We start from the raw sequence: 24,348 nt of genomic DNA, 5'->3' as shown, positions 1-24,348 counted from the left end.
AATTAAAAAAACTAAACCTTTTAATAAAAGTTGCTTTTATTATGAATAATAAATTACAAATAGCAGATAAAACATTTTCCTCTAGATTATTTACTGGTACTGGAAAATTTAGCTCCTCGGCATTAATGAAATCCGCTTTGTTAGCCTCCGAAAGTGAGTTAATTACTGTGGCTTTAAAACGTGTAGATGTTCAAGATAAAGACGATGATATTTTACTGCATTTAAACCACTCCCGAATTAATTTATTACCTAATACATCGGGTGTAAGAGATGCCAAAGAAGCTGTTTTTGCAGCCGAATTATCACGCGAAGCACTAGAAACTAACTGGGTAAAATTAGAAATTCATCCAGACCCAAGATATTTATTACCAGACCCTATTGAAACGTTAAAGGCAGCCGAAGCTTTAGTTAAAAAGGGCTTTGTTGTAATGCCATACATACATGCAGATCCTGTACTATGCAAACGGTTAGAGGAAGTTGGTGTGCAATGTGTGATGCCGCTTGGTGCACCAATAGGAAGTAATAAGGGCTTAAAAACGCAAGAGTTTTTAGAAATTATTATCGAACAATCAAACGTACCGGTAATAGTAGATGCTGGTATTGGGTCGCCTTCGCATGCGGCACATGCCATGGAAATTGGTGCCGATGCTGTTTTAGTAAACACAGCCATTGCAGTTTCTCAAAATCCTGTGGAAATGGCAGAGGCCTTTAAAATGGCGGTTCAAGCGGGTCGAATGGCATACCAAGCAAAACTAGCACCAGTTAAAAACCAAGCCGAAGCTAGTAGTCCGTTAACCTCATTTTTGAATTAAACTTAGGCTATGGCAGCATTTGAAACACACTTTAATACTTGTAATTGGGACGATACACTTGCTAGTATTAACGCCAAAACAAAAGCCGATGTAGAAGTGGCTTTGGCTAGTAATAAACGAAGTTTAGAAGATTTTAAAGCCTTAATTTCTCCTGCGGCGAAGCCGTTTTTAGAGCAAATGGGACAAATGAGTCGCGAGCTTACTAAAAAGCGCTTTGGTAACACCATTCAAATGTATGCGCCTTTATATTTAAGTAACGAATGCCAAAATATTTGTACCTATTGCGGTTTTAGTCTTACTAACAAAATACCGAGACGAACCTTAACAGATAGTGAAATTTTAAAAGAGGTTAAATTCTTGAAAAATAAAGGTTTTGACCATGTGTTGCTGGTAACTGGAGAAGCTAATAATACGGTAGGAGTCAATTATTTAAATAATGCCATAAAGTTAGTAAAACCTCATTTTTCTAATATTAGTATTGAAGTTCAGCCATTAGAGCAAAATGAGTATGAATTGCTAATTGAAAATGGGCTGTATGCGGTTTTAGTATATCAAGAAACCTATCATAAAAATGAGTACAAAAAACATCATCCAAAAGGCAAAAAATCTAATTTTGAATATCGCCTAGATACTCCAGATCGTTTGGGTAAAGCGGGTATTCATAAAATAGGTTTAGGAGCTTTATTTGGCTTAGAAGATTGGCGGGCCGATAGTTTTTTTACAGCACTACATTTAAAATATTTACAGAAACATTATTGGAAAACGAAGTACTCTATTTCTTTTCCAAGGCTGCGTCCACACTCAGGAGGTTTAGAGCCTAAGGTTGAAATGACCGATGCCGATTTGGTACAGCTTATTTGTGCCTATAGATTATTGGATGAAGATTTAGAGCTTTCCATGTCTACGCGAGAAAGTGAAACCTTTAGAGACCATATTGTGCAATTAGGTATCACGTCTATTAGTTCGGAATCTAAAACAAATCCTGGTGGATATGCCGTAGAACCGCAATCGCTAGAACAGTTTGAAATTTCAGATGAAAGAAGCACCGAAGCCTTCACCAAAATGCTTAAAAACCAAGGTTTAGAAGTTGTTTGGAAGGATTGGCAGCATTTCAATTAGATGCATCATAAAAAAAGATAAATAGAATGTTAAGCAAAGAAGAGCAGGTGCAATATAGTCGCCATATACTTTTAAATGAAATAGGTGTTAAGGGGCAATTAAAACTTAAAGAAGCTAAGGTTTTGGTTATTGGTGCTGGCGGACTGGGTTGCCCTATATTACAATATTTAACGGCTGCCGGTGTGGGAACGCTAGGGATTATAGATAACGATGTGGTCGATCAAACCAACTTACAACGTCAAATTTTATACACAGTAGATGATGTTGGTAAGCCAAAAGTAGAGGTTGCTGTAAAGCGATTAGCTAGGTTAAATCCTTTTGTTCAATTTCAGATTTTTAACGAAAATCTTACCATAAAAAATGCCCTTTCACTTTTTAAAGCCTTCGATGTTATTGTGGATGGAAGCGATAATTTTCAAACGCGTTATTTGTGCAATGATACTGCTGTAATTGTAAATAAACCATTGGTTTATGGCTCCATATTTAAGTTTGAAGGGCAAGTAAGTGTGTTTAATTTTAATGACAGCGGAACGTATCGATGTTTGTACCCAACACCTCCAAAACCAGACACATCGCCAAATTGTTCCGATATTGGTGTCATGGGAGTTTTACCGGGAATAATAGGGGGTTTACAAGCCAATGAGGTTATTAAAATAATTTGTGGTTTAAAAGGCGTGCTAGCTAATAAATTATTGGTTTTTGATGTATTATCTATGCGTCAGATAATTTTAAGTTTCTCTAAAACCGACGAGTCAAAAATCCTTAAATTAGAGGAAGATTATAATGTTTTCTGTGGGATAGAATCAGTAGATCAGGATATTTTAATGGAAGACTTACTTAAAAATACATCCAATTATAATCTCCTAGATGTACGTGAAATTTCGGAACGCGAACAGCATCATATAGGGGGTTTACATATACCTTTAGGTCAGCTTCAAGAACGGTATCATGAAATAAGCACAAACAAGCCACTTGTGGTGTATTGTAAATCTGGTATGCGAAGTAAAAAGGCTATTTTGTTTTTGCGAGATGTATTGTTAAACACGACTCTAATAAATTTAAGAAACGGTTTACCTGTTAAATTTTTAATTAAAAATTAAAAGCGAATTACCATTTACTTGAACGCGGTAGTTTTTTAACGGACAGTTTAACCCATTATTTCCTTCTAGAGTTCCTGTAACAAAATTATACCTGTTCTCATCACCACAACTGCAGGTGCCATTTAATCCAGAAGGTATAATTACAGAGCAGTCGGATAACGCATGGTTAGGGTCTGCAGCATCCCAAGCATAAAAATCTACGCCTGTACTGGCTACTATAATTCCTGCATTACCTTGGTTTTCTATATAAACCGAATTTCCGGCAAATGCTAATTGGCTGTATTGCGGTAAACTTAAATCTATGGAAACGTTAACGCCAATATCTAGTAAAAAATTACAGTTTCTGTCGTTTACAGAGTTGCTACTGCAAGCGGTTAACGTTAATAAGAATAAGGAGCAAATAAATAGTTTCATAATTAAAAGAATAGGATTGCAATTTACAATAAATTGTATTTCTGCTTATTAGTTTTACGTTTTTACTTCGTTGATTTTAATAGTTTTTTAACACGGTCTAATGTAAAGTATATTAATGTTTTCGATACATAATTAACTAAATTTTTGTACTTTTGTTTTACAATCTCGTGTAAGCGGGATTTTTTTATTTGCTGAATACTTCGAAGCTTAATTAGAAGTTTATCAGCATCTTTTACTAAGTTAAACGATGAAGAAATGAGTAAAGTATCATACTATACACCAGAAGGGTTAAAAAAATTAAGAGCCGAGTTAAGACAACTTAAAGATGTTGAGCGTGTAAAAGCATCAAAAGCAATAGCAGAAGCTAGGGATAAAGGTGATTTAAGTGAAAATGCTGAATACGATGCGGCTAAAGAAGCACAAGGCATGTTAGAAATGCGTATCTCTAAGTTAGAAGATGCATTGGCAGGAGCACGTGTAATTGATGAATCGCAGTTAGATACATCAAAAATACTAGTATTGTCTAAAGTGAAAATAAAAAATCAAACCAATGGTATGGAAATGCTTTATACCTTGGTTGCCGATGGAGAAGCAGATTTAGCTTCGGGAAAAATATCTGTAAACTCGCCAATTGGTAAAGGTTTGTTAGGTAAATCGGTTGGAGATGTTGCAGAAATACAAGTGCCTAATGGTGTGATTAAATTTGATATTATTGAAATTACTAGATAATTAAATTATGGCATCTATTTTTACAAAAATTGTTAATGGCGAAATACCTTGTTATAAAGTAGCGGAAACTGAACACTTTTTAGCGTTTTTAGATGTAAACCCTAATGCAAAAGGACACACACTTTGTATTCCTAAAAAAGAAGTAGATAAAATTTTCGATTTGGACGAAGCCGATTATAACGGCTTAATGGCCTTTTCTAGAACCGTTGCATTAGCACTTAAAAAAGTGGTGCCCTGTAATCGAATAGGTATGTCTGTTATTGGCTTAGAGGTACCTCATGCGCACGTACATTTAATTCCTTTACAATCTATGGAAGATGCCCGTTTTATTAAAAAGGTTAAATTATCTACTGAAGAATTTAATGCCTTGGCCCAAGCTATTAATGCTGAATTATAGTTTTAAATAGAGCACTAAAGCTAGCATTAAAACAAGTAGTGCAACGCTTGAAATAATAATAACCCACAACGCTTTTTTTATGTAAGTTGATGCCTTTTTTGGTGTAAAGGCCTTCTTTTGATATTCAAAAACACGTTCAATATCATCCGTCCATTGTACAGGATAAATAACAGAATTGCAGGTGGTACAGTTTAGTTCATGACTAATATCTGCAGTTATGGACTTATAAAAATTAGTTTCTTTAATTTTTTGTTTAAAGGTTAAACGCAAACCTTCTTTACTAAAACACTCCGGACAGTTGTTTGGTAGTGGTACTTGTTTAATATCAATGAGTTTTTCTGGCATACGTTTAACTATTGGCTTGCGCGTTTTAAACTTATTTGCAAGGTGCTTCCTTTATCTTTTTCAGATTGAAGGACCTTAATTTTTCCATTATGAAAATCTTCAATAATACGTTTGGCTAAAGATAGTCCTAGGCCCCATCCACGTTTTTTTGTGGTAAAGCCAGGTTCGAAAATGCTATTAAAGTTCTTTTTTGCAATACCTTTTCCAGTATCAGTAACACTTACCATTACATTATTTTCTAATTGAGAAATTTCTACAGTAAGTTTTCCTCTGCCTTTCATGGCATCAATAGCGTTTTTAATTAAGTTTTCAATAGTCCAACTGTATAGTTGCTTGTTTAGATTTACGTAAATTTCGCCTTCAGGGACTATAATGTCAAAATCTACAAGTTTTGAAGATCTTGTTTTTAAGTAATCATAAGAGTCTAACGTTTCTTTTATTATATCTGCTTTCTCTAAAACAGGTAAAGAGCCAATTTTACTAAAACGCTCGGTAATGGTTTTTAAGCGGTCTACATCTTTCTCCATTTCAACAATGTAATCCGGGTTTACATTTTCGGTTTTAAGGATTTCGGTCCAACCAATTAAAGAAGATAAAGGTGTACCAATTTGGTGCGCCGTTTCCTTGGCCATACCAGACCATAATTTATTTTGCGTAGCGTTTTTGTTACTGCTATAAAAAAAGAAAATAAGTGCTACAAACAGCACTATAATTAGTAATAACGCCAATGGGTAGTATTTTAATTTATTAAGCAAAGGCGAATTGCCATAGTAAATGGTGCTAGAAATACTATTTCCAATTTTTACAGGTATGGGCTCGTTTTCTTCCTTAAAAGTTTTAATGAGTTTTTTTACATATTTGGAGTCGGCTAGTTTGGTTTCATCAATGTTGTTGGAGCTGTATAGCGAGCCATCCTCATTAATAACCAACATAGGTGTTGTTTTGTTGCTGTTTAATATTTGTAGCGTAAGTTCTAAATTTGTGTTTATATCCGAGTTTATAATCTCGTTTTGGGCAAACGACCAATTTTCCATTTTGGTGCGTTCCTCATCTTTAAAATGCTGAAAAAACTCGTAGGTTTTCCATAGTATAAGGGAAACAACAATAAAGGATGCTATAACAATAGCCCAACGGAATGCATTGCTATGTTTGGTAAAAATCATTTACAATAGATATTTTATGGTAATATAATGCAAATCTGCTAATATTATTGTTCAAGTTGTTAGTAACTCTGTTTTAAGATGTTTTATTGCTTAAAGATGAAGCTTAAAATGCTAAATAAAGTTGGATTGTTGACAGCGACTAGGGTAATGTTGAAAACTAGATTAAATTTTCACCTTTTTTTTGATTAGTTTTGTAAAAATTAAAATAACGAATGCCCTCAATAGATCCAAAAAGCTTATCAACCAGTAAATTACATGGTTTTTTGTTAAGCGCTATTGCGCCAAGACCTATTGCTTTTGCGAGTACAATGGATGCCAAGGGAAACCCGAATTTATCGCCATTTAGTTTTTTTAATGTATTTAGTGCAAATCCACCAATTTTAATTTTTTCGCCAGCAAGACGCGTAAAAAATAATACAATAAAGCATACGTTACAGAATGCTGAAATAACAAAAGAAGTTGTTATTAATGTTGTAAATTATAATATGGTGCACCAAATGTCCTTAAGTAGTACAGAATACCCTGAAGGTGTTAATGAGTTTGAAAAAGCGGGTTTAACCATGCTTAAATCGGACCTTGTAAAACCGTTTAGAGTGGCCGAAGCCCCTGTACAATTTGAGTGTAAGGTAAATGAAATAGTGAAATTAGGTACCCAAGGTGGTGCAGGTAATTTGATAATATGCGAAGTGGTAAAACTTCATATAGATGATGCTGTACTAGATGAAAATGGGGCTATAGACCAAAATAAGTTAGATTTGGTTGCCAGAGCAGGTGGTAGTTATTATAGTAGAGCCAAAGATGGTTTTTTTGAAATACCAAAACCAGTAGCCACATTAGGTATTGGTGTTGATGCTTTGCCAGAGGCTGTTAAAAATAGTGCGATTTTAACAGGAAACGATCTAGGAATGTTAGGAAATATTGAGGCCTTACCAACCCAAGAAAGTATAGTAGCTTTTATTGAAGACGTGGCAGAACGATATCCTAATATAGAATCGGCAACGGCTGTAGAGAAACATAAGTTAGCTAAAAACTATCTTAGTTTTGGTGATTTAGGAAGCGCAATTAAAGTACTTTTGTCTTAAATAAAAAGGCAGATTATAAATAATATTAATAAAGATTAAATTATAGATTAAATGGAAGTTCAAGGTAGAATAAAAATGGTAGGAGAAACTCAAACTTTTGGTAGTAATGGGTTTAGAAAAAGAGAAATTGTTGTTACAACTGAAGAGCAGTATCCACAACATATTATGGTGGAATTTGTTCAAGATAAAACAGATTTATTAAACAGCTATAAAGAAGGACAACAAGTAAAAATTAGCATTAATCTACGCGGAAGAGAGTGGGTAAACCCTCAAGGTGAAACTAAATATTTCAACTCTATTCAAGGGTGGAGAATTGAAGCTGTACAAGCCGAAGGCGCTTCAGGTAACGTACCACCAGTACCACCAGCAGATGCTTTTGAGCCTGCAGGAGATTTAAAAGAAGAAGATCACGACGATTTACCGTTCTAAATGTTTTAATTCCTTAAAGAATTAAAAGACAGAAGGGTTATAAAAACACGAACCTCAATATTTATCTAAATGTTGAGGTTTTTTTATATTTACTACTATGCAATATCTAACCGAAAAAATATGGTTTCCAGATGTGGATCATGCATCGCCTGAAGGCATTATAGCTGTTGGAGGCGACTTATCTACCGAAAGATTACTACTCGCCTATAAAACCGGTATTTTCCCATGGTTTGATGATAGCAACCCTATTTTGTGGTGGTCTCCAGATCCGCGTTTTGTGTTATATCCACAAAAGCTTAAAGTATCAAAAAGTATGAGGCAGGTGCTAAGAAACTCCGATTTTGAAATTACCGTAAATCAGGATTTTAGAGCCGTAATTACCCAATGTGCTTTGGTAAAGCGAAACGGGCAAGATGGCACTTGGGTAACTAACGATATGATTGAGGCCTACGTAAAACTTAACGAATTAGGATTTGCCAAGTCGGTTGAGGTGTGGCAAAATAACGAATTGGTTGGAGGGCTTTATGGTGTCGATTTAAACAATGGTGTGTTTTGTGGCGAAAGTATGTTTACTAAGGTAAGTAACGCTAGTAAAGCGGGATTTATATCCTTTATACAGAACACTAGTTATAAACTTATAGACTGCCAGGTCTATACGAATCATTTAGAAAGCTTGGGTGCAGAGGAGGTTTCTAGAGATACGTTTTTGGCGTTTTTGAAGGAGTGAAAAGTTAAATTTGTAGAAATTTTCAACTACCTTTGCTTTTAGGTTAGAACGATTAAAAATGGTTTATAGGTAATTAGGTGATGTCTATTAATAATGTAAATATAATTTTATAGTGATTTATCTGAAAATCATAAGTCAAATTTTAACTGGGTTATCTGGATTACTCGCGTTACTTTTAGAGTATAAGTGGAATGACAAAAGGAAAAAAAAATTTAAGACTTCCAGGAACGTTTTAATTGGAATAACTTTTTTGTTATTAATATTGGGAATTGTAATAACTGTTCATGATGAAAAAGAAAAAAACAAAGAAATAGTAGGTTTAAATGAATCTTTAGATTCGACAAGGAACACTCTAGTATATATTAAAGCTAATGGAGACACACTGATATCTCAATTAAAACCTATTCTAGATTTAGCTAAATCAAAGTACCCTAATCTCCCCATTAATGAGGCCTTGGATAGTTTAAATCTTAAAATTAACACTTTAGATAGTAGTTTTTTTGCAGCAAAAAAAACAATAACTAAATTGAATGATAAAACTAAAAAGTTAGAAAAAAAAATTAAAATTATTACTTCATTTGAATTTAGAGTTACTATTGATGAGTTAACTTACTTTACTCCCTTGTCTGAAAAAGAAACATCCACTGGAATTCAAAGCATAATTGGAATGTTTGACAATAATAATATAATATATAGGTTTGCAACTGATTATCAGTACAGTGTAGAGCAGGTTTCCAATAATAAACTTAGAACAACATTTGTTTACAAAGCAGAAGATCCTAATCAAATTCTAGGAAAAAAAATTGATATGCTTTCAGAAATGAAAATTTTTGGTTTTAATTATTCAAATATGCCCGAAATTTTTGGAGAGCCTGGTATTCAAAAATCTCATTTATTATCATGTGTGCTATATTTGAATGGTGTAAGAATAAAAATTTTTAAAGATTACGAACTTAAAAACGGAAGAATTTATGAAGGTATGTTTACTATACCTATATCTTATAAATTTTCTAAAATAGAATCAACCTTTGAGAAGTATATTGAAGAAGAAATTAATTTAAATTAAAGTAGGTGGTGTTGCTCATTTAACTTTTTTTTGAGAAATAGTAAAATTAAATCCTCAAAACCGCAGAAGTCAAAACAAATAAATTATGTTTAGCCTTTAAATTAAAAGCTTCATAGCGGTGTTCTAATCCGGTTTGAAGTTTTAAAGCTTTTGTAATAAGCCATCCAATTTGGCTTGAAACCCTTATGTCGGTTTCGGGTTTATAGGCTTTACTTAAACTTAAAAGGCCTTCAATAGCATTTGTTAAATACGTAGATCCCACTTCTAATGTATTTCCTTTTAGAGGGCCGTTAAATGAAAACCTATAGCGTTGTCTATATATAGTTTTGTTGTTTATAATACGTTGTTCTGTCCTAATGCGGTGCCCGTAACGATTACCTAATTTCTTTTTGTTGTATCTGTATTGTTGCGTAAAGCGTAGTTCGTTACTTTCAGGTTCAAACCAATTACGGTTTCTATAAAACGCCCCTAAACTAAGTGTCGTATTCGAATTTAATTTAAAATGCGAAAAATGTAAGATGTCAACTTGTTGCTGTTGGTAGGTAAAATTATTGGTTTGTTTTAAAAAATAGCGGCTTCTAAACGTAACGTTATAACTGTATGTTTCTGTAGATTTATGATTTATAGCTACTAGCGATTCTCCCAAAACATTAAAGTTATTTTGAGAAAAGCCATTAAAACAGGTTAAAAGGAGTAATAGTGTAATGCTATTTAAAAATGCTTTCAACATAAAAAAATTAAACTTCTTGGTATCTAAAACAATCCACTTCGTGGTCATTTACCATTCCTGTAGCTTGCATGTGTGCATAAACTACTGTAGAACCAACAAATTTAAATCCACGCTTTTTTAAATCTTTACTAATGGTATCACTTAAAGGGGTGTTACCTGGCGCCTCTTTATAATTATTTACACTATTTTTAATGGGTTTGCCATCAACAAAGCCCCAAATATAATTACTAAAACTACCAAATTCTTCTTGAACCTTTATAAGGGCTTGAGCGTTAGTAACCGTAGCATTAACTTTTAGTTTGTTTCTTATAATTCCGGTATCTTGAAGTAAAGCATCAATTTTAGTTTGTTGGTAATTGGCTATTTTTTTGTAATCAAAATTATCAAAAGCGGCTCTGAAGTTTTCGCGTTTGCGCAATACGGTTATCCAACTTAAACCGGCTTGAAATGTTTCTAAAGTTAAAAATTCAAATAAGGTGTCATCATCATAAACAGGAACACCCCATTCCTTATCATGGTAAGCTTCATATAAAGCATCGCCTTCGCACCAACCGCATCTGTGTTTTTTCATTTTAAAATTGTAATAATTCAATATTTTTAAAAAGACTGTAAGGTTTAAAGTAAAAGTATGACAAAAATCACCTTATATAAAATCTAAAGACTTTAATTTTGTTCAAGGATTTTTTTAAAAACGCGTATTATGAATCAAATTATAAAGGAAAGTTTAGCTAAAAGTATTACTTATCAGGAATATAGAGCTTTGGTAAAGCAATTAGCAGAAGAAAATTCTAATACAGGATTAGAAAAAACGGAAGCTTTAGCCAATTATACAAAGCTTAACGATAGGCGCATGAAGCGTTGGGATAAAACCGTTAAGGTAACCGAAGAGGCTAAGGAAAAAATAGAAGCTTTTAATAGAAAGACAACATGGCTAATTATTACCGAAAGCTGGTGTGGTGATGCGGCGCATGTTATGCCAGCATTAAATAAAATAGCTGAGTTAAATCCTAATATTGAAGTAAAAATCGTGCTTCGTGATGAGAATTTAGAGCTTATAGATATGTTTTTAACCAATGGAGGAAGAGCAATAGCTAAAGTTATTATGCTTGATGAACAAACCGGCGAGGTTTTAAATACTTATGGACCTAGACCAAGTGAAGCTACAAGTTATGTAAACAGATTTAAGGCTAAACATGGCGTTCTTACCCCAGAGTTTAAAGAAGATTTACAACACTGGTATAACAAGGATAAAGGGCAAAATATAATTAGTGATGTGGTTGAAATACTTACGGCTGTAACACCTATTTACCAATAAAAAAGAAGGTGATTGTGCCTATTTGGCTCTCTTTAGCTGCATCGGGTGTAAAGCGGGAACGTTTGGCATAATCTATAGCATGTTCCATTAAACAGGCATTGTTTGATGTGGACGAGTTGTTTACATGCGCATCAACAACCTTTCCGTTGGCGTTAACCGTAATGTTAACTACAATTTTACCATCTACTTCGCATAAGTAAACAGGTATTGGTATGTGTGTTTTTTTTCTGTTTAATAATGAATAGCGAATAGAACTTTTTGAGTTGTTTCCGTCGGATTGCTGCTTTTTTAGTAAATCGTTTACTTTACTGAATTTAGATAGTTCCTCGCTGTTTAAACTAGAGACTTCTGGGATTTCATATGTTTTCCTAGCGGAAGCAGATCCGTTAGATGAGGTGTTCGTTTTAGGAACATAATCCTCGGGTGGTGCTATGGTTTTGTAGGCTTGAGCAAAATGCTTTACTTTTTGGGTTTCGTTAAAAGCGTCGTTAGTTTCGGCTTTGGCGTTGTTACGATTTTCCAAAGCTTCAATAGCTTTTATGTCCGCTTCGGTAGGCTCTTCCTCAGGTTCCATAAGGTAGTAGCTTTCAGAGGCATATTTATCTTGTTGTTTTAAGCTTAAATTGAAAACAGAGAGTACTACAGTTCCAGAAATTAGAAGCGTAATAAGTAGGGCTTTATGTTGATTATTAAGGTGCAATACGTTGTTATCAATTAGGGAGTCGTATTATTATATACGGCAAAATACGGTAAAAAGTTTTAAAAAGCACAACTTAAGTAGCTTGGATACTGTTAAATTTAAACGTTTTAGGATTCTTTTTTGCGCCTAAGGAAGTGGGTTTTAAGTAATGTTTATTGCTTGTCTGTTGTTAAATTGGCAATAAAATCTTCAATGGAATGAGCCTTTGTAACATCAAAATCTCCAATTTTTGTGCGTCTTAATACCGATAAGTGTGCGCCAGAGTTTAAGGCTTTTCCAAAATCGTTTGCCAAGGAGCGTATGTATGTGCCCTTGCTGCAAACCACTCTAAAATTAACGTGTATAGAATCTGAGTTAGACGAATCAATTTTAGTAATTTCAAATTCTGAAATATTTACAGTTCTCGATGGAATATCCACATGCTCGCCAGCTCTAGCAAACTCGTATAAGCGTTTGCCATCTTTTTTTAATGCCGAAAATACAGGTGGAAATTGTTGCGTTTCTCCAATAAATTGCTGCGTAGTTTTATAGATTAAATCTTCAGTAATATGATCGATTGGAAAAGTTTCGTTTATCTCGCTTTCTAAATCGTAAGATGGTGTGGTGCTTCCTAAAACAATAGTTCCGGTGTATTCTTTTACCTGACCTTGGAACGTATCTATCTGCTTGGTCATTTTTCCGGTACAAATAACCAGTAAGCCAGTAGCTAAAGGGTCTAAAGTGCCAGCATGTCCTACTTTTATCTTTTTTATTTTGAAAGCTTGACGGATTTCCCAACGTAGTTTATTAACCACTTGAAACGACGTCCAGTTTAAGGGTTTGTCTATAAGTAAAACTTCTCCAGAGAGATAATCGTCAAGTGTTTTCAAGTGTGTTAGGTTTTAGTTTAATAGCGAATAAACAATGGCAATAATACCAACCACCACACAATAAATAGCGAAATAGGAAAGTTTGCTTTTCTTTACTAATGCTATCATCCAAGTACAAGCAAATAAGCCCGCAACAAAGGCAGCAACAAATCCAATAGAAAGTGCCGTAAAGTTTCCAGAGTCATAGGTTAAATCGCCACTTAAAACATCTTTAGCGATTTTCCCAAAAATTAAGGGCACGACCATTAAAAATGAAAAACGAGCTGCTTTAGTTTTATCGTTTCCTAATAAAACCGATGTAGAAATTGTGGCTCCAGAACGCGAAATTCCTGGTAGCATAGCAATAGCTTGCGAAATTCCAATAACAAATGCGTTTTGAAAACTTACCTTTTTCTCGGTGTTTTTTGCTTTATCTGCCAAAAATAAAAGCACAGCCGTAACTATTAACATGCAACCAACTAATAAAATGTTACCTCCAAAAAGCGCTTCTAATTGTTCTTCAAAAAATAAACCAACAATAACTGCCGGAATCATAGAAATAGCAATTTTAGAAATGAATTGTAAATCGTCATTCCATTCAAATTTTAAAGCACCTTTAACAAGATCTAAAATGTCTTTTCTAAAAATAACTATGGTACTTAATGCTGTGGCAAAGTGAAGCACAACTGTAAATAATAAGCTTTCTTCTGGCACCGAATTGTCGCCAAGAATGGCTTTTCCTAGTTCTAAATGACCGCTAGATGATACAGGTAAAAACTCTGTAAGTCCTTGAATGATACCTAAAATGATTGCGTCTATAATTTCCATGGCGCAAAAGTATTAAAATTGAGTAGTTTAAAAATAAAACGAAGTTTAATTTTCGAATTATTTTTTATCAGGATTTAAAAGAATAGCATAAATCTGGATACCAAAACCAATAAGAATTAATGTTGGTGCCAATCGAATACGTCTCCAACTAAAAATTTCAGGATTAAAAACGTTTGGATCATCACTACCGCCACCAGACATTAAAATAAACCCAAGTGCAATAATAGCTAAACCAATAAACATGAATTGGTAGTTTTTCTTTCCAAATACAAAAATTGGTTTTGCTTCTTCTTTACGTTTTTTTTCTCCCATGATTAAATTCCGCAGAATAATTTAGTGCAAAGTAAAAGATTTATTTAGAAAATGCTGTTAATGATTTTCTAAATTATCGTTTTTTACTTTTTGCGTTTAATAATACAACTCGTCTGTTCTTAAATTTAAGAAACGTTGCGTTGCAAAGTGTGTGCTTATCCAAGTGATTATAATACCCAAAGCAAAAACAAAAACAAAAAGGGCTGCAACTAAAATAGGGTTGCTAAGTAGTTCGAGTTCTGCAAAGGTTTTGTCTAAATAATATAAAACAATGGCCATACCAATTAAAGCTAAAAAAGCGCCAATCATGCCCAAACGAACACTTTTCCATACAAACGGACGTCTAATAAAGCGTTTTGTTGCACCAACCATTTGCATGGTTTTAATGGTAAAACGTTTAGAGTAAACCGCTAATCTTATAGAGCTATTAATTAATAAAACAGCAATTAAAGTAAAAATGCCACTTATAACCAATACCCAAAAACTGATTTTCTTTACGTTATCGTTCATGAGGTTAACCAAGTCGTTATCATAAGTTACTTCATCAACAAAGTTTTTGTTTGTCGCTTCCGCTGAAATTTTCTCAAGATGTTCCGACGTTACAAAATCGGCTTTTAAATGCACGTCAATAGAGTTTTGCAACGGGTTGTAACCTACAAAGTCCATGAAATCTTCACCGTTTTCAGCTTTCATAAATTCGGCAGCTTGTTCTTTTGAAACATATTCGGTGGATTTTACATAATCTGCCATAGCCAAACTTTTTTCAAGTTGCTTGGTTTCCACTTCCTTGGCGGTGTCTTTTAAGTAAATAGTAACGACAACTTGTTCTTTAAAATGGTCCGAAACTTTTTTGGCATTTAAAATAAGCATGCCAAGTAATCCTAATAAAAATAAAACCAAAGCAATACTTAATACCACTGAAAAGTAAGAAGAGATAAGTCTGCGTTTTTGGTGTTTCTCAAAAGATGAACTCATAAATATATTAGGATTGTGCCGGTAAAAATAATAAAGAAATTTAAAAGAAACTTTAAAAGGCGTAAGTCTTTTGTTTTCTGTAGTGTAGAAATTACATGTTCTTTAATTCTTCACTCTTTTTTTTAGGAATTGGTTATTTTACAAAGTAATAACGTTCAATTTTACGAAATAGTTTTATGTTTTTAGTTTTTCTGGTTTACTAATAATATAAACGCCATATGCCACAACAAAACAACTAATAATTTTAATAAAATTAATGTCTTCGGCGTAAGCCTCTTGCATAAAAACAAAAGCTAATATACTTACTATAATAAAGCTAATAACTGGTTGCAGGTAGGTGTAACTACTGGTTATAGATGGGGCTAAATGTTTAAGAGCAAAAATATTAAATAGGTATGCAAAAAAGGTGGTAAATACAACAACATAACCAATGGTTAAATAAGTATTTACCGTAAAGGCTTCAAAATTAGTTTTTAAAAATTCTGATATTCCAAAAGGTGAAACAAATATAAAACCAAATAAAAACATCCAACTTACTACCGTTATAGGATTGTATTTGCTCATTAATGTTTTAGCAATTACTAAATATAAACCGTAGCAACTGGCATTAAGTAAAACAAATAAATTACCTAAAAAGGAGCTAGTACCGGTAGCTTTATTACCGTATAATATTAAAAACACGGCGCCAATTGTGGCAATGGTAATGCCTATAAGTTTATTTTTGGTGATGCGTTCTTTTAAAATTAGTAGGCTAAAAATCAAAACAATTACAGGTGTAGCTGTTGTAATTATAGACGCATCTATGGGAGATGTTAAGTTAATACCATGAAAAAACAGCAATTGGTTTGCTGCGCCTCCAAAAAAACCACATAATATAAACCTGGGTAAATCCTTCTTGTCAATTTTTTCTTTTACGACTAATAGCTTTATACCCCAAAATAAAAGGCAACAGCAACTTAAACGTATAAAAACGAATGCTGTTGGGTCTATTTTATTAGGCATTACGCCTTTAGCAATAATATAATTGGCGCCGTATATAACATTAGCACTTAAAAGGGCTAAGTGGGCTTTGGTAGTATCTTTTATCAATTGTAAAGGGTTGTTTAAGGTTGCGAAATTACAAATTCGTTAAGTTTTAAGTCTTAAAATATCTATATGTTTTAAGTAAAATAAGTTGATAACGATTAATTAAATCGAAACCCTTTTTGTTTTCTATTTAAAACGTAAATTTGCAACTTCTTAAAACGGATGACGATGAATTACAATTTCAATGAAATTGAAGCCAAATGGCAAAAATATTGGGCAGAAAACCAAACTTTTAAAGCAGTAAATGGTAGCGAAAAACCAAAATATTATGTTTTGGATATGTTTCCTTATCCTAGTGGAGCAGGGTTACACGTTGGGCACCCCTTAGGTTATATTGCTTCCGATATTTTTGCACGCTATAAACGTCACCAAGGGTTTAATGTGTTACATCCTCAAGGGTATGATAGTTTTGGGTTGCCTGCAGAGCAATACGCTATTCAAACTGGGCAACATCCGGCTATTACAACTAAAGATAATATTGCAACCTACCGCCGCCAATTAGATCAAATTGGATTTTCTTTCGATTGGTCGCGCGAGGTGCGTACATCCGATCCTAGTTATTACAAATGGACACAATGGATTTTTATTCAATTGTTCAATTCATGGTTTAATAAGGACACAAATAAAGCCGAAGAAATTTCAAATTTAGTTAGCATTTTTGCAGCAGAAGGTAACGGAACTATTAATGCTGTTTGCGATGATAATATTGAGTTATTTTCAGCTGAAGCATGGGAGGGTTTCGATTCTAAAAAACAACAACAAATACTATTACAATATAGATTAACCTATTTAGCCGAAACTGAAGTGAATTGGTGCCCTGCTTTAGGAACCGTTTTGGCTAATGACGAAATTGTAAATGGCGTTTCAGAGCGTGGTGGACATGCCGTTATTCGTAAAAAGATGACACAGTGGAGTATGCGAATTTCTGCCTATGCAGAACGTTTGCTTCAAGGTTTAGAAACTATCGATTGGACCGATTCTTTAAAGGAAAGCCAGCGTAACTGGATAGGGAAATCTGTAGGTGCATCGGTAACTTTTAAGGTTAAAGATAGTAAGGCCGTTATTGATGTGTTTACAACACGCCCAGATACTATTTTTGGGGTTAGTTTCATGACACTTGCTCCAGAACACGAATTAGTGCAACAAATAACAACACCAGAACAAAAAGCAGAGGTTGATGCTTACATTTTAGCAACTGCCAAGCGTAGCGAGCGCGATAGAATGGCCGATGTAAAAACCATTTCTGGAGCTTTTACAGGTGCTTATGCAGAACATCCATTTACAAAAGAGCCTATTCCTGTATGGATTGGCGATTACGTATTAGCGGGTTACGGTACCGGTGCCGTAATGTCTGTGCCGTGTGGTGATGAGCGGGATTACGCCTTTGCAAAACACTTTAATATTCCAATTATTAACATTTTTGAAGGTGTTGATATCTCGGAAGGGGCATTTTCAGATAAAGAAAAAACCGTAATTGGAAATAGCGATTTCCTAAACGGTATGAACTATAAAAAAGCAACCAAACGTGCTATTTACGAGTTGGAGCAAATAGGACAAGGCGAAGGTAAAACCAATTACCGTTTGCGCGATGCGGTGTTTAGCCGTCAGCGTTATTGGGGAGAGCCTTTTCCGGTGTATTATGTTAATGGTATGCCACAAATGATTGCTGCCGAACATTTACCTATAAAATTACCAGAAGTTGAAAAATATTTACCAACCGAAACTGGCGAGCCGCCATTAGGTAATGCTACGGTTTGGGCTTGGGATACTAATAAAAACGAAGTGGTTTCAAACGATTTGATTGATAATGAAACCATACATCCTTTAGAATTAAATACTATGCCAGGGTGGGCAGGAAGCTCATTTTATTTTAATAGATACATGGATCCGGAAAACCAAAACGCCATAGCATCGAAAGAGGCTATGGACTATTGGAAAGATGTCGATTTATATATTGGAGGAAGCGAGCATGCTACAGGGCACTTGTTATATGCGCGTTTTTGGCAAAAATTCTTGTTTGATAAAGGTGTTGTACCTGTTGATGAGTTTGCTAAAAAACTGATTAACCAAGGTATGATTTTGGGAACGAGTGCTTTTGTTTATAGAGAAGAAGGCACTAATACCTATTTGTCGGCAGGTTTAATAACAGATAAAAAAGTACAAGCGCTTCACGTAAAAGTTAAGTACGTTAATGCTTCTGATGAATTAGATATTGAAGGCTTAAAATCTGATGGTGAATTTGGTGAAGATTATAAAGATGCCGAATTTATTTTAGAGGATGGCGTTTATAAAGTTGGTAGAGATGTCGAAAAAATGTCTAAATCGAAATACAACGTTGTTAATCCTGATGATATTGTTTCGGACTACGGTGCTGATAGTTTACGTTTATACGAAATGTTTTTAGGTCCATTAGAGCAATACAAACCTTGGAATACTGCTGGTATTACTGGAGTTCATAATTTTCTTAAAAAATTATGGAAATTGTATGTTGGTGATAACGGACTTAAAATTACAGAGGCTACACCAACTAAAGATAACCTTAAAACGTTACACAAAACCATTAAAAAGGTACAGGAAGATATCGAGAATTTCTCTTTTAATACTTCGGTGTCTACTTTTATGATTGCTGCTAACGAGTTAACGGCTCAAAAATGTACTTCGAAAGACATTCTAGAACCACTATTGGTTTTAATGTCGCCTTATGCACCACATATTGCCGAGGAGTTATGGAGCCAGTTAGGGAATAGAGAGTCGATTTCAACGGCACCTTTTCCGGAGTTTGATGCAAGTCATTTGGTTGAAAGTAGCAAGAATTATCCAATTTCTTTTAACGGTAAAATGCGTTTTACCATGGAATTACCTCTGGATATGAGTAAAGATGATATTGAAGCTGCTGTTTTAGCCAACGAAAAAACACAAGAACAATTAGCAGGACGCACACCTAAAAAGGTTATTGTGGTTCCCGGTAAAATTGTGAATATTGTTGGGTAAGTTAAATACTAACTGCTTACGCTATTCCATAATTTTGCTTGTCGTGAAAAGGACTAAAATAGGTTGGTTTTAATTTAAAATTAGTACTGCCAAAAACAAATACACCCGCATTAGGGATTGAGGTTTTGTTGAAGCTCTTTTTGTGTTGTTGCGCCTATGCAACACAAAAAAGCGACTGCCGAAAGCCCGACCCTTGGGTAATGCCCTAATAATTTTATTAAAAATAAGAATGAATTATACTGAAACTATTGGATTTGTAGCGGCCATTTTAACGACTGCTGCTTTTCTTCCGCAGGTATTTAAAACTTGGAAAACGAAAGATGTTACCGGTTTGTCTTTACCTATGTTATTAATGTTTTTTGCTGGTATTGTGGCTTGGTTAATTTATGGGGTTTTAAAAGATAGCCCATCTATGATTTTTGCCAACAGTATTACAGTGGTTTCTGCTTTTTTATTGATGTATTTTAAAATAAAATACTCTAAAAAATAAGGCGTTATACTGGTCTAGGTAATTCCTATTAAATTAATGTAAATTATGTAAAAATTAGATTTAGTTGTTTTTGTGTGAAAATAATTTAACAAAAAGCGCATTTTTCAAATAATATTTAAAATTATTGTTTTAATTTTGCTCTAGTTTTCACACCTAAACAACTTAATTATGAAAATTGGAGTTCCTATAGAAATTAAAAACAATGAAAATAGAGTAGGCATGACACCTTCTGGTGTTTTTGAACTTACAAAACGAAACCATAACGTTTATATTCAAAAAAACGCTGGGTTTAATAGTGGTTTTTTAGACGACGATTATATTGAGGCGGGAGCTACAATTCTTGATACTATTGAAGAGATTTATAGTGTTGCCGATATGATTGTAAAGGTGAAGGAACCTATTGAGCCAGAATATAAGTTAATTAAAGCCGACCAGATTGTGTTTACGTATTTTCATTTTGCGAGTAGCGAGGTGTTAACTAATGCAATGATTGATAGTAAGGCTATTTGTATAGCTTATGAAACGGTTGAAGATGCCGATGGGTCGTTACCATTATTAATTCCTATGTCTGAGGTAGCTGGTAGAATGTCTGTACAACAGGGCGCTAAATATCTTGAAAAACCTATTATGGGTCGTGGTATTTTATTAGGCGGAATTCCTGGAGTGCCTCCTGCTAAAGTATTAATTTTAGGTGCTGGAGTAGTTGGTTTACAGGCAGCACGTATGGCATCTGGTTTAGGAGCTAGTGTACACATTTTAGATATTAATATGAAAGCGCTACGCCATGTTAGTGATGTTATGCCAAACAACGTTATTAGTGAGTTTTCTAGTGAGTATAATATTAGAAAACATATTGTAGATTCCGATTTAATTATTGGTGGTGTATTAATTAAAGGGGCAAGAGCGCCTAAATTAATTACTAGAGACATGCTTAAAGAAATGCGCCCAGGAACCGTTATGGTTGACGTAGCTGTTGATCAAGGTGGTTGTTTTGAAACTACAAAACCTACTACACACCAAGATCCTACTTACATTATAGATGAGGTTGTGCATTATAGTGTGGCCAATATGCCTGGAGCTGTACCTTACACATCTACAATGGGTTTAACTAATGTAACATTGCCTTATGTTATTAAATTAGCTAACGATGGTTGGGAAAAAGCATGCAAAAATAGTGCGGCTTTAGCTAAAGGATTAAACATTGTAAAAGGCGAGATTGTATATAAAGAGATTGCCGAAGCTTTTGATATGGAAATGGCTTAAGCCTTTTTTAACTATATTTTAAAACGTCTAAATACTTATTAATAAAGGTTTAGGCGTTTTTTTTGTTTTAATACCTAGGGTTTTATTTAACTGACATTTATTCAGTTTATAAATTTGGCTTTATTTTTGTTATCTTTAATTATAATTTTAAAACAAAAACAATGATTGGATATTATATATTAATTGGTGCCATTTCTTTAATGAGTTGGTTGGTAAGTAGTCAATTAAAAAGGAAGTTTAAAAAATACTCGCAAGTACATTTGCGAAACGGTATGAGTGGTGCAGAAATTGCCGAAAAAATGTTAGCCGATCATGGTATTAGAGATGTTGAGGTTATTTCTACAAGAGGACAATTAACCGACCATTACAATCCTACTAATAAAACGGTTAATTTAAGCGAATCTGTATATAACCAACGTAATGCAGCGGCAGCGGCTGTTGCTGCTCACGAATGCGGACATGCAGTGCAACATGCTACGGCATATAGTTATTTAACTATGAGGTCTAAATTAGTACCTGTGGTACAAATTACCTCTAGCATGTCGCAATGGGTTGTGTTTGGTGGTATTGCTTTAATGGCTTCTAACGCTTTAGGCGGTGCCGGACAATGGGTAGCTATTGCTGGTTTGGTAATGATGAGTTTTGCAACCATATTTAGTGTTATTACTTTACCTGTAGAGTACGATGCTAGTAATAGAGCATTAGCATGGTTAAAAAATAAAAACATAGTAACTCCAGAAGAATATAAAGGGTCTGAAGATGCTTTAAAATGGGCCGCTAGAACATATTTGGTTGCTGCCATTGGTGCCATTGCTTCACTTATGTATTGGGCACTTCAAGTTTTTGGAGGGCGCGATTAAAACCATATAAAAATTACTTACTAAAAGCTCTGAATATTTTCAGGGCTTTTTTGTTTCTTTATTGCATAATAACAGGTCATGAAAAATCCATTAGAATACTATAAAACCCATTTACAGGTTTATAAAGCGCAAGTGCAACGCTTAACTAACACTATGACGCTTTTTAGCTTGTATCGATTAGCGGTGTTTGTGGGTATTGGTTTTGGGGTGTATTTCTTTTTTAACCAGTGGCAAATTGCAGTGGCAATAGCTGTTTTTGGCGTTGTTTTGTTTATTTATTTATTATCAAAGCATACCGATATTAAAAGGCAACGCGATTTTAATAAAGCTTTGGTGCAGATTAATGAAGATGAAATTAAAATTGCCTCGGGCGATTTTCACGACCGAAATGATGGTTTACAATTTCAGGACCCAACACATTATTATAGTTTAGATATCGACTTGTTTGGTCGTGGTTCGTTTTTTCAATTTATAAACAGAACCACTATACAAGAAGGTACAGTGCAATTGGCAAATGCACTTAAAGCTAATAATGTAGATTGTATTAAGGCTAGACAAGAAGCTATTAATGAGCTAAATAATAAACCTAAATGGCGCCAGCATTATACAGCAACATCGAGTTTGGTGCATGTTGAAACTCCAGCAAAACAGATTATTGGGTGGTTGCAAAGTCATAAATCATTTTTACCAAAAATAATGTCTTGGTTGCCACTAGTATTTAGTTTAGGAACGCTCGTTTTATTAGCGCTTACGGTATTAAACGTTATTGAAAATAAGGCAATAATTGGCTATTGGTTATTTATTGGGTTAGCTATAACAGGGCGTTACCTTAAAAAAATAAATGTATTAGCGTCTAACACCGATAAGATTAAAGATACCTTTAGGCAGTATGCTAGTTTGTTAGATTTAATTGAAAACGAATCCTTTACTTCGGAATTGTTACAACAAAAGCAGAGGCAGATTCAGTCTGATAACAAGAAAGCTTCCGAAATTTTTAAAGTGTTTTCAAAGTCTTTAGATGCTTTAGATAATAGAAACAACCTAATAGGAGCCATTTTTGGTAACGGTTATTTTTTAACCGATATTAGAAATAGTTATAAAATAGAACAATGGATAGCGCAGTATGGCAATAAGGTTTCCGATTGGTTTGATGTGGTGTCGTTTTTTGATGCTTATAATTCTTTTGGTAATTATGCTTATAACCATCCGGAATTTGTGTTTCCAGAGATTTTAGAACAAGGAGCGGTTATAAAAGCCAAAGGTTTAGGACATCCCTTATTAAATAAAAACAAGCGTGTGGATAGCGATTTAACCATAGAAAACGAAGCGTTTTTTATAGTTACTGGAGCAAATATGGCTGGTAAAAGTACCTTTTTAAGAACCGTATCGCTACATATTGTAATGGCTAACGTTGGGTTACCTATTTGTGCACAATCAACGCAATATTCGCCGGTAAAACTAATTACGAGCATGCGTACAACAGATTCTTTAGCCGATGATAGTTCGTATTTCTTTTCGGAATTAACACGGCTTAAATACATTGTAGATGCCATTCAAAAAGAACCTTATTTTATAATTTTAGACGAAATTTTAAAAGGTACCAATAGTACCGATAAGGCTATAGGCTCTAGAAAGTTTGTTGAAAAGTTAGTAGCATCGAACGCTACAGGAATTATAGCAACCCACGATTTAAGTCTTTGTGAAATCGAGAAAGAATTAGAGGCTGTTAAAAATTATTATTTTGACGCCGAAATAATTAACGATGAGCTTCATTTTGATTATACTTTAAAAACAGGTGTTTGCCAAAATATGAATGCATCGTTTTTATTGAAGAAAATGGAGATTGTATAGATCTTTTTGTTATTTATGGCTTAGTTTTTAGATTTATTCATTTTTTTAATCTTATTTGTATATAGTTAGTAAAACGTGGTATGCGTTTTTATAAAACTATGGTTATATAAAAAAGTACTATCTTAAGTAACTTTTGTAAAAGTTTTGGGTCTAATTAGTACATTTAATATAAAAAAAGAATACATAATGAAATATTTATTGATAGTACTATTTTTAGGTTTAGGGTTTGTTGTTAATGCCCAAGATGTTAATTTTAATGGGGAACCATACGAAATTAAAAAAGATAAAATTTTTAAAGCTGGGGTCGATGTTACTGATACCTTATCAGAAGAAGATAAAGCCGGAGTTTTAGCAGCTTTTAACAGTAAAATGGCTCAAATTAAAAGTGACGAAGAAACTAAAAAACGTCTAGAAAAAGCCGAAAAAGAGCAGGAAAAGGCAGAAAAAGAACAAAAACAAGCTGAAAAGAAGCAAAAAAAGGCAGAAAAGGAATTAAAGAAAAGCCAAAAAGCACAATCTAATTACGACAAAGCGGCTAAAAAGCATAAGGAGGCACTTTCTAAATACGAAAAGCTAAAAAGCAAAGGAAAATTGTCGCCAGTTGATGAAGAAAAATGGTTAGACAAAATCGAAAAATATAAAGAAGCTTCAGCAAAAGCAAAGAAAAAACTATAAGGTGCTAAATAGAAATAATCTGTTTCTGTTTTAAAATAGAA

General features: G+C 33.9%; 27 protein-coding genes. 16 read left to right on the top strand and 11 right to left on the bottom strand.

Features of this window, described 5'->3' with window-relative positions; genetic code table 11:
• Positions 1 to 41 precede the first annotated feature (41 nt).
• From BMY96_RS01880 to BMY96_RS01870, 3 genes are read left to right on the top strand one after another with little or no spacing between them, the layout of a single operon-like run.
• A complete protein-coding gene (locus tag BMY96_RS01880) occupies positions 42 to 812 on the top strand; it encodes a thiazole synthase (RefSeq protein WP_092848342.1) in 771 nt (256 codons plus the stop codon).
• Positions 813 to 821: 9 nt separating this feature from the next.
• Positions 822 to 1,931, top strand: a complete 1,110-nt coding sequence (gene thiH, locus BMY96_RS01875) for a 2-iminoacetate synthase ThiH (RefSeq protein ID WP_092848340.1) — start codon at positions 822 to 824, stop codon at positions 1,929 to 1,931.
• A gap of 26 nt (positions 1,932 to 1,957) precedes the next feature.
• Positions 1,958 to 3,031, top strand: coding sequence for a HesA/MoeB/ThiF family protein (locus BMY96_RS01870; RefSeq protein ID WP_092848338.1), 1,074 nt, complete (start codon positions 1,958 to 1,960; stop codon positions 3,029 to 3,031).
• Here BMY96_RS01870 and BMY96_RS01865 read toward each other — a convergent pair.
• On the bottom strand, positions 3,017 to 3,445 hold the full coding sequence (locus tag BMY96_RS01865; RefSeq protein WP_092848335.1) for a hypothetical protein: 429 nt from the start codon (positions 3,443 to 3,445) through the stop codon (positions 3,017 to 3,019). The genes BMY96_RS01870 and BMY96_RS01865 overlap by 15 nt on opposite strands.
• 255 nt (positions 3,446 to 3,700) lie before the next feature.
• Between BMY96_RS01865 and greA the strand changes: the two genes are divergently transcribed.
• Positions 3,701 to 4,174 (top strand): transcription elongation factor GreA, encoded by a 474-nt coding sequence (gene greA / locus BMY96_RS01860; RefSeq protein WP_092848333.1) that lies wholly within the window; start codon positions 3,701 to 3,703, stop codon positions 4,172 to 4,174.
• Positions 4,175 to 4,181: 7 nt separating this feature from the next.
• Positions 4,182 to 4,571 carry an HIT family protein gene (locus BMY96_RS01855; protein ID WP_092848332.1) on the top strand — a complete coding sequence of 130 codons (390 nt, stop codon included), beginning with the start codon at positions 4,182 to 4,184 and terminating at the stop codon, positions 4,569 to 4,571.
• Here the strand turns inward: BMY96_RS01855 and BMY96_RS01850 are convergent.
• Both BMY96_RS01850 and BMY96_RS01845 read right to left on the bottom strand, forming a co-directional pair.
• Positions 4,566 to 4,916 (bottom strand): hypothetical protein, encoded by a 351-nt coding sequence (locus BMY96_RS01850; RefSeq protein WP_092848330.1) that lies wholly within the window; start codon positions 4,914 to 4,916, stop codon positions 4,566 to 4,568. The genes BMY96_RS01855 and BMY96_RS01850 overlap by 6 nt on opposite strands.
• A gap of 8 nt (positions 4,917 to 4,924) precedes the next feature.
• Positions 4,925 to 6,079, bottom strand: a complete 1,155-nt coding sequence (locus tag BMY96_RS01845; protein WP_092848328.1) for a sensor histidine kinase — start codon at positions 6,077 to 6,079, stop codon at positions 4,925 to 4,927.
• Between the two features lie 212 nt (positions 6,080 to 6,291).
• Between BMY96_RS01845 and BMY96_RS01840 the strand changes: the two genes are divergently transcribed.
• The 4 genes from BMY96_RS01840 to BMY96_RS01825 all read left to right on the top strand — a co-directional run bounded on the left by BMY96_RS01840 (position 6,292) and on the right by BMY96_RS01825 (position 9,383).
• Positions 6,292 to 7,161, top strand: a complete 870-nt coding sequence (locus BMY96_RS01840; RefSeq protein WP_092848325.1) for a flavin reductase family protein — start codon at positions 6,292 to 6,294, stop codon at positions 7,159 to 7,161.
• 51 nt (positions 7,162 to 7,212) lie between these two features.
• Positions 7,213 to 7,590, top strand: coding sequence for a DUF3127 domain-containing protein (locus BMY96_RS01835; RefSeq protein ID WP_092848323.1), 378 nt, complete (start codon positions 7,213 to 7,215; stop codon positions 7,588 to 7,590).
• A 97-nt stretch (positions 7,591 to 7,687) separates the two neighbouring features.
• Entirely contained in the window at positions 7,688 to 8,317 is a 630-nt protein-coding gene (gene aat / locus BMY96_RS01830) for a leucyl/phenylalanyl-tRNA--protein transferase (protein ID WP_092848320.1), read from the top strand.
• Positions 8,318 to 8,579: 262 nt separating this feature from the next.
• Positions 8,580 to 9,383: a hypothetical protein gene (locus BMY96_RS01825; protein WP_092848316.1), complete on the top strand. Its 804-nt coding sequence runs from the start codon at positions 8,580 to 8,582 to the stop codon at positions 9,381 to 9,383.
• A 46-nt stretch (positions 9,384 to 9,429) separates the two neighbouring features.
• Here BMY96_RS01825 and BMY96_RS01820 read toward each other — a convergent pair whose 3' ends face one another.
• Together BMY96_RS01820 and BMY96_RS01815 are read right to left on the bottom strand one after the other, a co-directional pair.
• Positions 9,430 to 10,113 carry a DUF2490 domain-containing protein gene (locus BMY96_RS01820; RefSeq protein WP_175473491.1) on the bottom strand — a complete coding sequence of 228 codons (684 nt, stop codon included), beginning with the start codon at positions 10,111 to 10,113 and terminating at the stop codon, positions 9,430 to 9,432.
• A gap of 7 nt (positions 10,114 to 10,120) precedes the next feature.
• On the bottom strand, positions 10,121 to 10,684 hold the full coding sequence (locus BMY96_RS01815; protein ID WP_092848310.1) for a DNA-3-methyladenine glycosylase I: 564 nt from the start codon (positions 10,682 to 10,684) through the stop codon (positions 10,121 to 10,123).
• 129 nt (positions 10,685 to 10,813) lie between these two features.
• Between BMY96_RS01815 and BMY96_RS01810 the strand changes: the two genes are divergently transcribed.
• Complete coding sequence (locus BMY96_RS01810) at positions 10,814 to 11,428, top strand: thioredoxin family protein (protein ID WP_092848308.1); 615 nt, start codon at positions 10,814 to 10,816, stop codon at positions 11,426 to 11,428.
• On the opposite strand, the gene BMY96_RS01805 is transcribed toward BMY96_RS01810, so the two are convergent.
• From BMY96_RS01805 to BMY96_RS01780, 6 genes are all read right to left on the bottom strand, one after another.
• The gene (locus tag BMY96_RS01805) at positions 11,415 to 12,128 is read right to left on the bottom strand and encodes an energy transducer TonB (RefSeq protein ID WP_245750518.1); all 714 of its coding nucleotides are present in this window, start codon (positions 12,126 to 12,128) and stop codon (positions 11,415 to 11,417) included. The genes BMY96_RS01810 and BMY96_RS01805 overlap by 14 nt on opposite strands.
• A 152-nt stretch (positions 12,129 to 12,280) precedes the next feature.
• The gene (gene truB, locus BMY96_RS01800) at positions 12,281 to 12,997 is read right to left on the bottom strand and encodes a tRNA pseudouridine(55) synthase TruB (protein ID WP_092848307.1); all 717 of its coding nucleotides are present in this window, start codon (positions 12,995 to 12,997) and stop codon (positions 12,281 to 12,283) included.
• Positions 12,998 to 13,009: 12 nt separating this feature from the next.
• Positions 13,010 to 13,804 carry an undecaprenyl-diphosphate phosphatase gene (locus tag BMY96_RS01795; RefSeq protein WP_092848305.1) on the bottom strand — a complete coding sequence of 265 codons (795 nt, stop codon included), beginning with the start codon at positions 13,802 to 13,804 and terminating at the stop codon, positions 13,010 to 13,012.
• 57 nt (positions 13,805 to 13,861) lie between these two features.
• Positions 13,862 to 14,116 (bottom strand): DUF3098 domain-containing protein, encoded by a 255-nt coding sequence (locus BMY96_RS01790; protein WP_092848302.1) that lies wholly within the window; start codon positions 14,114 to 14,116, stop codon positions 13,862 to 13,864.
• Positions 14,117 to 14,212: 96 nt separating this feature from the next.
• Positions 14,213 to 15,091, bottom strand: coding sequence for a cell division protein FtsX (locus tag BMY96_RS01785; RefSeq protein ID WP_092848300.1), 879 nt, complete (start codon positions 15,089 to 15,091; stop codon positions 14,213 to 14,215).
• A 174-nt stretch (positions 15,092 to 15,265) separates the two neighbouring features.
• Complete coding sequence (locus BMY96_RS01780) at positions 15,266 to 16,180, bottom strand: DMT family transporter (RefSeq protein ID WP_092848297.1); 915 nt, start codon at positions 16,178 to 16,180, stop codon at positions 15,266 to 15,268.
• A 165-nt stretch (positions 16,181 to 16,345) separates the two neighbouring features.
• Here BMY96_RS01780 and leuS point away from each other — a divergent pair, with 165 nt between their 5' ends.
• The 6 genes from leuS to BMY96_RS01750 all read left to right on the top strand — a co-directional run bounded on the left by leuS (position 16,346) and on the right by BMY96_RS01750 (position 24,307).
• Positions 16,346 to 19,168: a leucine--tRNA ligase gene (gene leuS / locus BMY96_RS01775; protein ID WP_092848294.1), complete on the top strand. Its 2,823-nt coding sequence runs from the start codon at positions 16,346 to 16,348 to the stop codon at positions 19,166 to 19,168.
• A gap of 229 nt (positions 19,169 to 19,397) precedes the next feature.
• The gene (locus BMY96_RS01770) at positions 19,398 to 19,658 is read left to right on the top strand and encodes a SemiSWEET family sugar transporter (RefSeq protein WP_092848292.1); all 261 of its coding nucleotides are present in this window, start codon (positions 19,398 to 19,400) and stop codon (positions 19,656 to 19,658) included.
• Between the two features lie 168 nt (positions 19,659 to 19,826).
• Entirely contained in the window at positions 19,827 to 20,921 is a 1,095-nt protein-coding gene (gene ald / locus BMY96_RS01765) for an alanine dehydrogenase (RefSeq protein ID WP_092848290.1), read from the top strand.
• A 161-nt stretch (positions 20,922 to 21,082) separates the two neighbouring features.
• Positions 21,083 to 21,781, top strand: coding sequence for a zinc metallopeptidase (locus tag BMY96_RS01760; RefSeq protein ID WP_092848288.1), 699 nt, complete (start codon positions 21,083 to 21,085; stop codon positions 21,779 to 21,781).
• Positions 21,782 to 21,859: 78 nt separating this feature from the next.
• Entirely contained in the window at positions 21,860 to 23,632 is a 1,773-nt protein-coding gene (locus tag BMY96_RS01755) for a MutS-related protein (protein ID WP_092848286.1), read from the top strand.
• Positions 23,633 to 23,818: 186 nt separating this feature from the next.
• Positions 23,819 to 24,307: a hypothetical protein gene (locus tag BMY96_RS01750; RefSeq protein WP_092848283.1), complete on the top strand. Its 489-nt coding sequence runs from the start codon at positions 23,819 to 23,821 to the stop codon at positions 24,305 to 24,307.
• Positions 24,308 to 24,348: the final 41 nt, after the last annotated feature.

Source organism: Algibacter pectinivorans, from assembly GCF_900112595.1.
Taxonomy (GTDB): domain Bacteria; phylum Bacteroidota; class Bacteroidia; order Flavobacteriales; family Flavobacteriaceae; genus Algibacter_B; species Algibacter_B pectinivorans.
The sequence above is the reverse complement of the archived record's forward strand: the minus strand, read 5'-3'. Positions and strand labels throughout refer to the sequence as shown.